The 13,013-nt window shown below is 67.3% G+C and carries 12 protein-coding genes and 1 tRNA gene; 6 read left to right on the top strand and 7 right to left on the bottom strand.

The features are described 5' to 3' along the window. The 3 genes from gmk (at position 1) to AC099J_RS05540 (ending at position 3,227) form a co-directional block, all read left to right on the top strand. On the top strand, positions 1 to 621 hold the full coding sequence (gene gmk / locus AC099J_RS05550; protein WP_479614218.1) for a guanylate kinase: 621 nt from the start codon (positions 1 to 3) through the stop codon (positions 619 to 621). 14 nt (positions 622 to 635) lie between these two features. Then, on the top strand, positions 636 to 839 hold the full coding sequence (gene rpoZ, locus AC099J_RS05545; protein WP_479614217.1) for a DNA-directed RNA polymerase subunit omega: 204 nt from the start codon (positions 636 to 638) through the stop codon (positions 837 to 839). Between the two features lie 90 nt (positions 840 to 929). Further along, a complete protein-coding gene (locus AC099J_RS05540) occupies positions 930 to 3,227 on the top strand; it encodes a RelA/SpoT family protein (RefSeq protein ID WP_479614216.1) in 2,298 nt (765 codons plus the stop codon). Here AC099J_RS05540 and greB read toward each other — a convergent pair. The 3 genes from greB to AC099J_RS05525 are packed head-to-tail and all read right to left on the bottom strand — an operon-like array spanning position 3,203 to position 4,337. Beyond that, positions 3,203 to 3,763 (bottom strand): transcription elongation factor GreB, encoded by a 561-nt coding sequence (gene greB, locus AC099J_RS05535; RefSeq protein ID WP_479614215.1) that lies wholly within the window; start codon positions 3,761 to 3,763, stop codon positions 3,203 to 3,205. The genes AC099J_RS05540 and greB overlap by 25 nt on opposite strands. 48 nt (positions 3,764 to 3,811) lie before the next feature. Further along, on the bottom strand, positions 3,812 to 4,135 hold the full coding sequence (locus AC099J_RS05530; RefSeq protein ID WP_479614214.1) for a hypothetical protein: 324 nt from the start codon (positions 4,133 to 4,135) through the stop codon (positions 3,812 to 3,814). Position 4,136: 1 nt separating this feature from the next. Beyond that, entirely contained in the window at positions 4,137 to 4,337 is a 201-nt protein-coding gene (locus AC099J_RS05525) for a hypothetical protein (RefSeq protein WP_479614213.1), read from the bottom strand. A 592-nt stretch (positions 4,338 to 4,929) separates the two neighbouring features. Between AC099J_RS05525 and AC099J_RS05520 the strand changes: the two genes are divergently transcribed. Then, positions 4,930 to 7,293, top strand: a complete 2,364-nt coding sequence (locus AC099J_RS05520) for a putative bifunctional diguanylate cyclase/phosphodiesterase (RefSeq protein ID WP_479614212.1) — start codon at positions 4,930 to 4,932, stop codon at positions 7,291 to 7,293. Between the two features lie 84 nt (positions 7,294 to 7,377). On the opposite strand, the gene AC099J_RS05515 is transcribed toward AC099J_RS05520, so the two are convergent. The 4 genes from AC099J_RS05515 to AC099J_RS05500 all read right to left on the bottom strand — a co-directional run bounded on the left by AC099J_RS05515 (position 7,378) and on the right by AC099J_RS05500 (position 10,212). Beyond that, a tRNA-Arg gene (locus AC099J_RS05515) sits at positions 7,378 to 7,454 on the bottom strand. 45 nt (positions 7,455 to 7,499) lie between these two features. Then, a complete protein-coding gene (locus tag AC099J_RS05510; protein WP_479614211.1) occupies positions 7,500 to 8,699 on the bottom strand; it encodes an amidohydrolase family protein in 1,200 nt (399 codons plus the stop codon). Then, on the bottom strand, positions 8,639 to 9,412 hold the full coding sequence (locus AC099J_RS05505; protein WP_479614210.1) for a TetR/AcrR family transcriptional regulator: 774 nt from the start codon (positions 9,410 to 9,412) through the stop codon (positions 8,639 to 8,641). Before AC099J_RS05505 ends, AC099J_RS05510 begins: the two co-directional genes overlap by 61 nt. Positions 9,413 to 9,435: 23 nt before the next feature. Next, entirely contained in the window at positions 9,436 to 10,212 is a 777-nt protein-coding gene (locus tag AC099J_RS05500; RefSeq protein ID WP_479614209.1) for a ferredoxin--NADP reductase, read from the bottom strand. 245 nt (positions 10,213 to 10,457) lie between these two features. Here AC099J_RS05500 and AC099J_RS05495 point away from each other — a divergent pair, with 245 nt between their 5' ends. Next, entirely contained in the window at positions 10,458 to 12,035 is a 1,578-nt protein-coding gene (locus AC099J_RS05495) for a 6-hydroxynicotinate reductase (protein ID WP_479614420.1), read from the top strand. 25 nt (positions 12,036 to 12,060) lie between these two features. Further along, positions 12,061 to 12,933: a UPF0280 family protein gene (locus AC099J_RS05490; protein ID WP_479614208.1), complete on the top strand. Its 873-nt coding sequence runs from the start codon at positions 12,061 to 12,063 to the stop codon at positions 12,931 to 12,933. Positions 12,934 to 13,013: the final 80 nt, after the last annotated feature.

The following is a 13,013-nucleotide window of genomic DNA, read 5'->3' as shown; positions in this document are numbered from 1 at the left end:
ATGGACTATCCCGGCAACCTGATCGTCGTCGCCGCACCCAGCGGAGCCGGCAAGTCCAGCCTCGTCAAGGCCCTGCTCGAAATCGACTCCGGGATCCAGCCTTCGGTCTCGCACACCACGCGCCCGCCACGCGGCCAGGAAAAGCACGGGCGCGAGTACTTCTTCGTCTCCGACACCGACTTCGACACCATGGTCGCCGGCGACACCTTCGTCGAATGGGCGCTGGTGCACGGGCGGCGTTACGGCACCTCCAAGAAGGCGATCGAAGAGCGCATCGCCCAGGGCGCAGACGTGATCCTGGAGATCGACTTTCAGGGGGCGATGCAGATCAAGAAGACCTTTGCCAATGCGGTGCTGATCTTCATCCTGCCGCCGAGTTGGGAGGAGCTGCGCTCACGCCTGGAACGCCGCGGCGAGGACGCACCGGAAGTCATCGAGCTGCGCCTGAAGAACGCCGCCGTTGAGATGGCCCAGGCCGAAAAATTCGACTTCGTTATAATCAACGAGTTGTTCGACCGGGCGGTTTTCGACATGAAGACCATCGTGCATGCCCAGCGACTCAAGTACCTGGCGCAGGTCCGTGCCAGGTTCGACACCTTCAAATCCCTGCATATTCTCTGAAGACTGGAGTCACCATGGCCCGCATCACCGTCGAAGACTGCCTCGCGCAAATCCCCAATCGTTTCCAGCTGGTGCTGGCAGCGACGTACCGCGCGCGCATGCTGAGCCAGGGCCACACGCCCCGCATCGAAAGCAAGAACAAGCCCGGCGTGACCGCCCTGCGCGAGATCGCCGCCGGCAAGGTGGGCCTGGAGATGCTGAAGAAAGTGCCGAGCTGACCGGCTCCCGCTCATCGCAATAGGGCACCGCTTGGCGGTGCCTTTTTTCTGGGCGCCGTGCGTACGTAACGCGCACGCTACATTTGAGGCATGAACGTCGCACTGCCCACAAATACCGCAGTCCGGACATCGCACCGCAAAGCGCCCAAGGCCGTGGAGGCCAGTCCGGCCGCCGCCAACGCCGCCGCCGCCAGTTTCGCAGCCCTCACCGCCAGCCTGGACTATCTCGACGCGCAGAGCATCGAGCAGGTGCGCCAGGCGTACCGCTTCGCCGACGAAGCCCACCTCGGCCAGCTGCGCAGCAGCGGCGAGCCCTACATCACCCACCCCATTGCAGTGGCCGCGCAGTGCGCGACTTGGAAGCTCGATGCCCAGGCGCTGATGGCGGCCCTGCTGCACGACGCGATGGAAGACTGCGGCGTCACCAAACCGCAGTTGATCGAGCGCTTCGGCGCACCGGTGGCCGAACTGGTGGACGGGCTGACCAAGCTGGACAAGCTGCAGTTCAACACCCGCGAGGAGAGCCAGGCGGAGTCGTTTCGCAAGATGCTGCTGGCAATGGCGCGCGATGTGCGCGTGATCCTCATCAAGCTGGCCGACCGCAGCCACAACATGCGCACGATGGGCGACATGCCGCGCAGCAAGTGGGCGCGCATTTCGTCGGAGACGCTGGACATCTACGCACCCATCGCCCACCGGCTGGGACTGAATGTCACCTACCGCGAGCTGCAGGAACTGGCCTTCCAGCACCTGATGCCCTGGCGCTACGCGGTGCTGGCCAAGGCCGTGGCCAAGGCGCGCAGCCGGCGACGCGACCTGGTGCAGAAGGTGCAGACGGAGCTGGAGAACACCTTCGAGGCCGCCGGCATGAAGGTGCGCATCGCCGGGCGCGAGAAGACGCTCTACTCCATCTACCGCAAGATGGACGACAAGCACCTGTCGTTCGCGCAGGTGACCGACATCTACGGCTTTCGCGTGATCGTGCCGAACGTGATCGATTGCTACACCGCGCTGGGCGTGCTGCACCAGCTCTACAAGCCGGTGCCCGGCCGCTTCAAGGACCACATTGCCATCGCCAAGGTCAACGGCTACCAGTCGCTGCACACCACGCTGGTCGGCCCGTCGGGCGTGAACGTGGAGTTCCAGATGCGCACCGACGCCATGCACGTGGTGGCCGAATCCGGCGTGGCGGCGCACTGGCTCTACAAGGCCAACCATCCCGAAGGCGGCGCGGCCGAGCGCATGGGCACGCAGTGGCTGCAGTCGCTGCTGGACATTCAGCACGAGACGCGCGATGCGTCCGAGTTCTGGGACCATGTGAAGGTGGACCTGTTCCCCGATGCGGTCTACGTGTTCACGCCCAAGAGCCAGATCATGGCGCTGCCTCGTGGCGCGACGGTGGTCGACTTTGCCTACGCCATCCACAGCAACATCGGCGACCGCACCGTCGCGGCGCGCATCAATGGCGAGCAGGTGCCGCTGCGCAGCGAGTTGCACAACGGCGACGTGATCGAGGTCATCACCGCGTCGGTCTCCGCACCGAACCCGGCCTGGCTGGGCTTCGTGCGCACGGGTCGTGCACGCTCCAAGATCCGGCACCATCTGAAGGGCCTGGCGCAGACCGAATCGCAGGACCTGGGCGAGAAGCTGCTGACGCAGGCTGTGCGCGCAGAGGGCATCGAATCACTGCCTGGCCACGACGCCGACAGCCAGCCGATATGGGACAAGCTGTTGCGGTTCTCCGGCAACCGCACGCGTGCCGAGTTGCTGACCGACATCGGCCTGGGCAAGCGCATCGCGAGCATCGTTGCCAAGCGGCTGAAGGTGCTCGTGACGGAAAGCGGCACCAGGACCGACCCGCTGCTGATGACGCGTGAGCGCTACATCGCCCATGAAAGCGTGTCGCAAGGTGGCGTGCTGATCGACGGCAGCGAGAACGCCTCGGTGCAGTTCGCCCGCTGTTGCCGGCCGGTGCCAGGCGACGAGATCGTGGGCTACCTGGGCCGCGGCGAAGGCCTGTTCATCCACACCGCCGACTGCGCGCTGGCCAAGCGCCTGCAATACAAGGACAGCGAGCGCTTCATCGCGGTCGCCTGGTCGGACGAGCCGGTCCGCTCCTTCGAGACCGGCGTCGTCATCACGGTCACCAACGGCAAGGGCGTGCTGGCGCGCGTGGCCGCGTCACTGGCCTCGACCGAGGTCGACATCACCCACATGGACATGGGCCAGGAAGAGGCGCAGGACGCCTCGGACCTGCGCTTCGTGATCGCCGTACGTGATCGCGCCCACCTGGACCACGCGCTGCGCAACCTGCGGCGCACACCAGCCGTGCTGCGCGCGGTGCGGGCGATGCCCGCCGCCTATCAGGCGTCGGACGGAGGCGGGTAGCGTACCGCCAGCACCTCGATGTCGCGCACGCCCGCAGGCGTGGCGAGCCGCACCACGTCACCGGTGCGGGCTTTGAGCAAGGAACGCGCAATCGGGGCGACCCAGCTCACCTCGCCGCAAGCGCTGTCGGCCTCGTCGACGCCGCGGATGCTGAGCGTTTGCTCCTGCCCGCTCTCATCGGCATAGGTCACGGTGGCGCCGAAGAAGACCTGGTCACCACCATGGTGCACGCTGGGGTCGGTGATCTCGGCAATTTCCAGCCGCTTGGTCAGGAAGCGGATACACCGGTCGATCTCGCGCAGGCGCTTCTTGCCATAGTGGTAGTCGCCATTCTCGGACCGATCGCCGTTGCTGGCCGCCCAATGGACGACCTCCACGATCTTTGGACGTTCGTTGTCGATCAGGTCCAGCAACTCGGCGCGCAGGCGCGCGTAGCCCTGGGGCGTGATGTAGTTCTTGACCCCGGACGGCAGGTCGGGCACGACGGGGCCGTCGTCGTCATCCGCGTCGGATTCTTTGGTGAATGCCTTGCTCATCGCAGCAGTGTGCAGCAACCGGCCTGACCGGCCATGGCAGCGTGTGGCTTACAGGCGCGGCAGATCGAACAGACGCTGGCCCGGCAGGGGCGGGTCGACCTCGATCACTTCGGTGCCGTCGGGCTGCACGTGCACCTTGATCGCGGCACCCAGGCGGTCGCCCAGTGGGCTGCGAAACAGTGGCAACACCGGCTCGGCATCCAGCAGCTTGTCAACCACCTCGAGCGTGTCGACCACCGTCTCGCCCGTCAGCGGCGACGGCATGGCGCCCCGGGCGCGCGCGTCCTCCACGGCATCCGCCATGTACCAGCGCACGCGCGCAATCCGGCCACGGTCGTCCAGCTGTACCCCGGTGACGACATGTCCAGGCACGTCAGGCCCCCACATGCGCATGACGCAAGTCGCGACGACCGCGCACGCGGACAGGCTGGCCGGGGTGGCCTGGCAGTCGAGTGGGCACATCGGCCTCGTCCGGGGGTTCCTGCACCGGGCAGGCGGGCTCGGGGTTGACCGGATCCGGGTCGGTCACTTCGGGGAACCCAGGTGTCGGCGGCACAGGTTGGGGAGACGGCACGGTGGATCTCCGCACGCGCGCAGTGTGCGGTTGGGCAAGCAAGTCGAGCATGGGGGATTGCACTCCAAAAGACGCACACCAAAGGTGCTTCATGGTTCCTGCCAGCGGTCGTTGGACCTATCGGAACCCAGCGCGTGCTGGCGTCAGCACAGGCCCACAAAGTCGACCCCATCCGCCCACATTTGGTGCCAATGGACAATATGACTTGGACAAGTTTGATATAAATTGCAAACCAAGATACATGTAGGGCTTGCCATACTCACTCACATGTGTGGCGGGTGATACGCTCAAATTTCCCCCTCCACAACAATAACCAACAGCGGTCGGGTGCTGAACTTGGTCCGGCACTCACAGGGAACTCATGCACCCGAATGCGCCCCCGCCTGCGCGGGACTCCAGGCTCCCCAGGTTCAGCCTGTCTCAGGGCGACGACGTTTTTCCGCGCGTGGCAACGGCAGACGTCGTGGTGAGCGCGACGCCCGCCGGCGCGTTCACGCCGCTGGGCGCAGATCGGCCGGCCCCTGCGCCGACGGTGCTGCTGCACTGAACCCGTCTCGGCCTGACCCCACTGGACCGCACCTCCGTGCTCGACATGCCGCCGATGCAAACGATGGACGCAGGCGCCGGGATCCGGGCCAAGCTTCGCGCGTTCTTCACACCCTACGTGGCCGACGAGGCGGACGAGGCGCAGTTCCGGGCACGCCAGCTGCAGGCCGTGCTGCGCCTCACGCCGATCGCCATGTTCGTGAATATCGCCAACGCGGCGTGGCTGTGCGTCGCGCTGTGGCACCAGGCCCCGCGCGGCTTCCTGATGGGCTGGGCGGCAGCTGTTGCGGCGATGGCGGCCCTGGGCTTTCGCGGCTGGTACCGCGCCCACCACAGGCCGCCGCGGGCCACCGCGTCGCACCGCGCCACGCGGCGTGCCACCGCCCAGGCGGCGGTGCTGGGCCTGGTGTGGGCCGCGCTGCCGGTGGTCGCCTTCCCCAGCGCCTCCAGCGACGGCCGCTTTTTCATTGGCATGGTCACCACCGGCATGATCTGCGCCGGCGGCTGCATGCTGGCCCCGATCCCCTGGGCCTCGACCGCCTTCACGTTGCTGCTCGGTGGCGGCGCCGCCTATGCGCTGGCCACCTGGCCAGCACCAGAAGCTGCGGGCGTCACCATGCTGCTGTTGTTCTATGTGCTCATCGTCGTCTACGCCGCCTGGACGCTGGCCAACACACTGGGTGCGCGCTTGCAGGCCGAAGCGCAGGCAGAGCGTCAGAGCGAAGTGATCGGCCTGCTGCTGCGCGACGTCGAAGACCAGAGCAGCGACCTGCTATGGGAACTGGACGGCGCCGGACGCTTTGCCCACGTGTCGCACCGCGTCGCCCTCACGCTGGGCAGCGATGCGGCGCGATTGCAGGGCTTGCGGGCCAGCACGCTGCTACAGCGCATGCTGCCGCGTGACGAAGAGGCCGCCGCCCTCTGGTCGAATCTGGGCGAGCGCCTGGCCGGCCGGACGCCGTTCCGCGACGCCGTGCTGCACCTGGCGGCGAATGGGCGCCAGCGCTGGTGGTCGGTCAGTGCGCGGCCGCTGCTCGATGCCCGCGGCCGCCCCGCAGGCTGGCGCGGCGTGGCGACGGACATCACCGACAAGCACGTCGCGCACCGACGGCTCAAATGGCTGGCCCACAACGACGCCTTGACCGGCCTGGCCAACCGCGCGCAGTTCCACGAACACCTGCGCGCCGCGCTGCCGGCGCCCCCCGCAGTGATCAGCCCGATCGCGTTGGTGGCCTTCGACCTCGACGGCTTCAAGCAGACCAACGATTCGCATGGCCACCACGCCGGCGACTGCCTGCTGCAGGCGTTCAGCGCCCGCTTGCGCGGCGTGGCACGCCGCAGCGACCTCGTGGCGCGGCTGGGCGGCGACGAATTCGCGATGGTGGTGCGCGGCGTGTCCAACCAGGCCGACATCCGCCCTCTGCTGGAACGCATCTGCGCAAGCCTGCGCGACCCCTTGATGACCAACGGGGCGCGGATTTCGCTGCGCGCGAGCATGGGCGTGGCGTTCGCGCCGCAGGACGGCCACGACGTCGACGCGCTGATGAACCACGCCGACATTGCGCTGTACGCCGCCAAACGTGCCGGTGGCTCGCGCTACCACTTCTTCCAGGCCGCGATGGCCGACGCCAACCGGCGCCGGTCGGCACTGGAGCACGCGTTGCGAGACGCTCTGCACCGACAGGAACTGCGCCTGGTCTACCAACCGCAGATCACGGCGCACGCCAGACGCTTGTGCGGTTTCGAGGCGCTGCTGCGCTGGAACCACCCCGAACTCGGTGAAATTTCGCCGACCGAGTTCATCGGCATAGCCGAGCGTTCGGGCTTGATGCCGGCCATCGGGGCGTGGGTGCTGTCGCAGGCCTGCCACGAAGCCCATGGCTGGCCGCACGATCTGACGATCTCGGTGAACGTCTCGGCCACACAGCTGACGGCCCCGGGCTTCGTGGAATCGGTGCGCGGCGCCTGCGGCCCGCTGCCGGTCTGCCGCGTCGAATTGGAGATCACGGAATCGGCGCTGATGGACGACGCGGACGCGGCCGTGTCGGTGCTGACCGCGCTGCGCGGCATGGGCTTTCGCATTGCGCTCGATGACTTCGGCACCGGGTATTCGGCATTGGGCTATCTGCGGCTGTTTCGCTTCGACACGCTGAAGATCGACAAGGACTTCGTGCGCGACCTGGCAGCGAATGCCGAGGCGCAGGTCATCGTGGACACCATCTTGGCCATGGCCGGCGCGCTGAAGATGGGCACGGTGGCCGAGGGCGTGGAAACGAGCGAGGAAGCCCAACTGCTGGAGCAGCGCGGCTGCAACGTGCTGCAGGGCTACCTGATCGGCCGACCCATGCCGCCGACGGACGCGCTGGCGTTCATCGACAGCTGGCCGACGGCCCGCGAACAGCCCGTCTGAACCAGCCCGGCCGCGGCCCGGTAGGCACAAGCCGGCGCGCAAAAGAAAACGGGTCAGTTCCTTGTGAGAACTGACCCGTCAATTTGGTGCGGCTGGCAGGAATTGAACCCACGACCCCTTGGTTCGTAGCCAAGTACTCTATCCAACTGAGCTACAGCCGCGAAGCCACGGATTCTAGCACGGGTTTTCCAGCGCTTTCAAAAATCTCAGTGCGCAGCGGAAACGACCACAGGAATCTCGGTCGCCGGGGGCGTGTTGCGGCTGCGGCCACACCGCACGATGCCGTCGATCATCACCATACCCACGCCCGGAATGTCGCCCAGTTGCACGCTCTCGAGCAGCGTGCGTCCGGCCGTGTGCTGCGCACGGTCCATGAACACGAAATCGGCGGCGCGGCCGACCTCGATCAGGCCGCAGTTGAGCTTGCGGATCTTCGCCGTGTTGCCGGTGGCAAAGCAAAACACCAGCTCGGCCGGGATGTTGGCCAGGCTGGACAGCATCGCCACCATGCGCAGGATGCCCAGCGGCTGCACACCGGAGCCGGCCGGCCCGTCGGTGCCCAAAATCACGCGATGCGGGCACTTGAGCTGCAGCGCCGCCTGCGCCGCCGCAATGGCCACGCGCTCGTTGCCGTTGTGCACGATCTCGATGGCGCGGCTGGACTTCTCGCACAGCTCGCACACATGCGCCTCGGACAGCGAGGTGTGCCCACCGTTGATGTGGCCGATGATGTCGGCGTCGGCCTCCAGCACCACGTCCTTGTCGATCAGGCCCGAGCCGGGGATGGACGGGCCGCCCGTGTGGATGGTGCTTTGGATACCCGCCGCGCGCGCCCACTTGACCATGACCGCCGCCTCGGTGCCGCCCTTGACCGAGCCCAGGCCGATCTCGCCCAGAAGGCCCACACCGGCCGCCGCCAGTTCCTGGAAATCGCTCTCGACCATGCCCTTCTCGATGACCGGCGCGCCGGCCAGCACCTTCACGCCGCCAGGGCGAAAGTTGTCGAACGCACGCTGCGCCGTGATGGCCAGCGCCTTCAGGCCGACGATGTCCTTGGGCCGGCCGGGCAGGTGCACCTCGCCGGCCGAAATCATCGTCGTGACACCGCCGTTCATCGTCGACTCGATCCAGCCGAGCTGGTTCTGACGCGGCGTCCAGTCGCCGAAGACGGGGTGCACGTGGCTGTCGATCAAGCCCGGGGCGACGCAAGTCTGCTTCACATCGATGACGGTGGTGGCGCCCTCGACGTCGCAATCCTTCAGCTTGCCGACGGCGGTGATCAGGCCGTCGTGGATGACGATGGTGTCGGCTTGGAGGATGGGCTGGTCGATGTCGCCCGACAGCATCAGGCCGATGTTGCGGATGACGACTTTTCCGGATGCGGCGGTGGCGGCGGCTTCTGCCATGGTTCGGTTTCTCCGTGGGGGCTGTGGGATTCGTGCGAGATGGGCTGGCGCATCACGGTCCGCAGCACGGCGTCGACCACGAACGACTCCCAGTGCGCGACCGAGGCCGGGTCGTCGATGCGCTCGCCCAGGAACTCGGACAACGTGAAGCGGTTGGACTGCGGAAAGTAACCCAGCGCGGCAATCATCATGTAGACGTCGCGCACCGACATGTCGGCGCGGAAGATGCCTTGCTCCACGCCTGCCACCAGCAAGCGCTGGAGCACCGAGATGGCGGGCGACGAATACTGCTGCGCCGACTGCATCTTCACGATGTGCCGGCCCTGCAGCAGGTTCTCGTTGTTCAGCAGCGTGACGAACTCGGGGTGGCGGCGGTAGTAGCCGCAGACGAAGCGCACCACGGTCCTGAGCGATTCCACGGGCTGCATCTCGTTCAGCGCCAGCTCGGCCTCGGCCTCGTTCATCCGCCGGTAAATGTCCTCGATGACGGCGATGTACAGACCTTCCTTGCTACCGAAGTAGTAATAGATCATGCGGTCGTAAGACTTTGCGGCCTTGGAGATCTGGCCGACCCGGCCGCCCGCGAACCCGTGTTTGGCGAAGATGCGGGTCGCGGCGCGCAGCAGATTGGCACGCGAGACGATGACCGCCTGCTCGCGCACGCCCGGCTTGCGCGGGCGGCCGCTGGCGGCAGGCTTGGCAACCGGGGGCATGCGGGCGGCTGCGTGTGCTGCGTCTACTGCTCGGCGAACGCGCGCTCGACGACGAAGTCGCCCGGCGTGGAGGTGTTGCCCTCCTGGAAGCCGCGCTCCTCGAGCATCTTCTTCAAATCGCGCAGCATGGCCGGGCTGCCGCACAGCATCACGCGGTCATCCTGCGCGTTCAGGTCGGGCAAGCCCAGGTCGCTGAACAGCTTGCCCTTGCCCATCAAATCCGTGATGCGGCCCATGTTGCGGTAGCTCTCGCGCGTCACCGTGGGGTAGTAGCGCAGCTTGCTGGTGACCAGTTCGCCCAGCACTTCATGCTCCGGCAGGTGTTTGGACAACAGGTCGTAGTAGGCCAGCTCTTCGACCTGGCGCACGCCATGCACCACGATGACCTGCTCGAAGCGCTCGTAGGTGTCGGGATCGCGCACGATGCTCAAAAACGGTGCGAGGCCGGTGCCGGTGCCCAGCAGATAGAGGTGCTTGCCGGGGCGAAGATAGTCGGTCACGAGCGTACCGGTCGGCTTGCGGCCCACGATGATCGTGTCACCGACCTGGATGTGCTGCAGGCGAGAGGTCAAAGGGCCGTCGGGCACCTTGATCGACAGGAACTCGAGATGGTCTTCGTAGTTCGCACTGGCGATGCTGTAGGCGCGCAGCAGCGGCTTTCCGTTCTCGCCGCGCAGGCCGATCATCGTGAAGTGGCCGTTGGAGAACCGCAGCGACGGGTCGCGCGTGGTGGTGAAGGTGAACAGGCGGTCGGTCCAGTGGTGGACGCTCAGGACCTTTTCTTCGTTGAAAGCGCTCATGTCGTTCGAAGCGGTGCCGCAAGAGTGAAAAAAACAGTCCGATTTTTCCATAGGCACCGGCACCAGGCTGGTGCCCATGGCAATCCATCGCGCGAACCGCGGGGCGTGGGCCGCTCGGCTTGCGACGCGCCCTATTTTTATGTAGCATGCGCCGCACTCACGTTAAGTGAATACTACATGAAACACTGCAGAGCGGCAATCGATCCCACGATGGCTGCGCGGTGGCAGAACCGGAGCGCGCGATGCTGAACGAGCACACCAAGACCGACGGTCTTCCCGATGTCCCCGACGTGGTCATGCCGCAGGCGCTGGACCGCTCGCGCCCACGCAACGAGCGCATGGCCAGCGACAAGATCGAGTGCAACGCCTGCCCCGTGTTGTGCCAGATCGGCCGCGGCCGCACCGGCGCCTGCGACCGCTATGCGAACGAAGAGGGTGTGCTGGTGCGCGTCGACCCGGTGCTGCTCTTGCAACGCACGATCGATGCCGATGCGCCCCTGGTGCCGTTCACGGCGCGCGGCGACGGCGACGCAGAGGCGCTGGTGCCGGCCACCGGCGTGTTCGTCACCGGCGTCGGCGCATCGACCACCTACCCCGACTACAAGCCCGCGCCGTTCATCGTCGCCTGCGAAGCCGATGGTGTGGACATGGTCACCGTGGTGACCGAGGGCATCTTCAGCTATTGCAGCCTCAAGGTGAAGATCGACACCGACCGCTGGCTCGGCCCCGAGCAGGCCAACGTGCGCTGCAAGGGCGAGGTGGTCGGCCATGTGACCACGGCCGAGTACGGCTCGCAGATGCTGTCGCTCGGCGGCGTGCACCACCTCACCGGCGGCAGCAAGAAGGAAGGCCGCGTCACGCTGGAGGTCATGCAGCTGCTGGGCAACAAGCAGCTGCTAGAACTCAGCATCGACGGCGGCGCGCAGTTGCAGATCCAGGCCGGCCAGGCCCCCATCGTCAACGGCGTGCGCGAGCAGCGCATGCGCGTGGGCTGCGGCTCGGCCACGGTGGGCATCTTCGCGCGCCAATTTGCCGGCTGCGCCGACGAGGTGATCGTGGTGGACGACCACATCACCGGCGTTCTGACCGAGCACCAGGCCGGTCGCTGTCTGGACATGCCGCCGGCCGGCGTCAAGGTGCGCGGCCGCAAGTCCACGCCGGGCCGCTACTTCCAGGTGGCCAACCCCGGCACCGGCTGGGGCGGCACCGACATCGCCGACCCGTTGTCCATCATCGACACCGTGGAAGAAGGCACCGCCTGGCCCGGCCTGCGGCTGCTGATGGTCTCGACCACGGGCGAACACGCCGCATGGTTCGTGCTCGACGATGCGCTGGTACCGCAACCCGCGCCCATGCCCGAGGCCGTGGCCCAGGTCGTGGCCCGCATCGGCGAGAACTGCGAGCCCTCGATGACCACCGTGCTGTTCCTCGGCGGCGCCGGTGGCAGCCTGCGCGCCGGGGTCAGCGAGAACCCGGTGCTGCTGACGCAGGCGATCAAGAAGTCCGTCGTCAACGTCACGCTTGGCGGTGCGCCGGGCTATGTGTGGCCCGGCGGCGGCATTACCGTGATGGTCGACGTCATGCGCATGCCTGACAACAGCTTCGGCACGGTGCCGACGCCGGCCATCGTGGCGCCGCTGGAGTTCACGATGCCGCTGGATGTGTACCAGCAACTGGGCGGTCATATGGAGCAGGTGCGCTCGCTGGCGGACACGCTGGCCCACGGCGCCTGGCACAACGACGGCGCGCCACGCCAGCGCCGCATGCTGGCCGCCGCGCCCGGCAACGGCTGGCCGATCGGGCAAGCCCCGCTGCTCGGCTGACGCCGTCGACCAGGCGCCCCCCGCCATGGGCCCCACGCGCGCACTGCTGCCGGACGGCCGGCCGCACTACCAGCACGGGCCCATTGACCTCGTGATCGGCGCCGAGGGCGACGTCGCGGCGCTGGCCGCAGCCCACGAGGACGCCTGGGCGCGCTTTGCCGATGTGCTGCCTGAACTGGTGGCCGAGCTGCCAGCGCTGCGCCGACCGGTGGCCGGCGACTGCCCTGTGCGCGGCCCGGTGGCACGCCGCATGTGGGCCGCCTGCGCGCCGTTCAGCGCCGGCTTCATCACGCCGATGGCGGCCGTGGCCGGTGCGGTGGCGCAGGAAATCGTGGCCTGCTACGAGCACGCCGGCATCACGCGCGCCTGGGTCAACAACGGCGGCGACATCGCGCTGCACCTGGCGCCCGGCCAGCAGGCGCGCGTGGGGCTGTTCGCCGACCTGGCGCGCTTCGCAAGCGTCGCATCGCGCCCTCTGCTGCCGACCGACGCGCAGTTCAGCGTCACGGCCGACCTGCCGGTGCGCGGCATCGCCACCAGCGGCTGGCGCGGCCGCAGTTTTTCCATGGGCATCGCCGACAGCGTGACCGTGCTGGCGCACGATGCCGCCGCCGCCGACGCCGCCGCCACCGTGATCGCCAATGCCGTCGACGCGGACGATGCCCGCATCGTCCGCCGCCCCGCCAACACGCTGAAGGACGACAGCGACCTGGGCGAACGCCTGGTCACCAGCGACGTGCCGGCGCTGCCCGCGCCGCTCGTGGCCCAAGCGCTGGACGCCGGCCTGGCCTGTGCCGAGGCGCTGCGCGCGCGGGGCCTGATCTGGCATGCTGCGCTGGCGTGTCAGGGCCAGTGGCGCAGCACCGGCGCCACCGGTTTTTTGGAATTGGTGCAGTAATTGCTTAATGAAACTACCTAAGCCGGCACCCCGCGAACACGCACACAATCTCCCACGATTTCCCAACGCTTCAGCCCACC

The sequence above is a fragment of the Rhodoferax sp. RT4P68 genome (assembly GCF_056521305.1).
The sequence above is the reverse complement of the archived record's forward strand: the minus strand, read 5'-3'. Positions and strand labels throughout refer to the sequence as shown.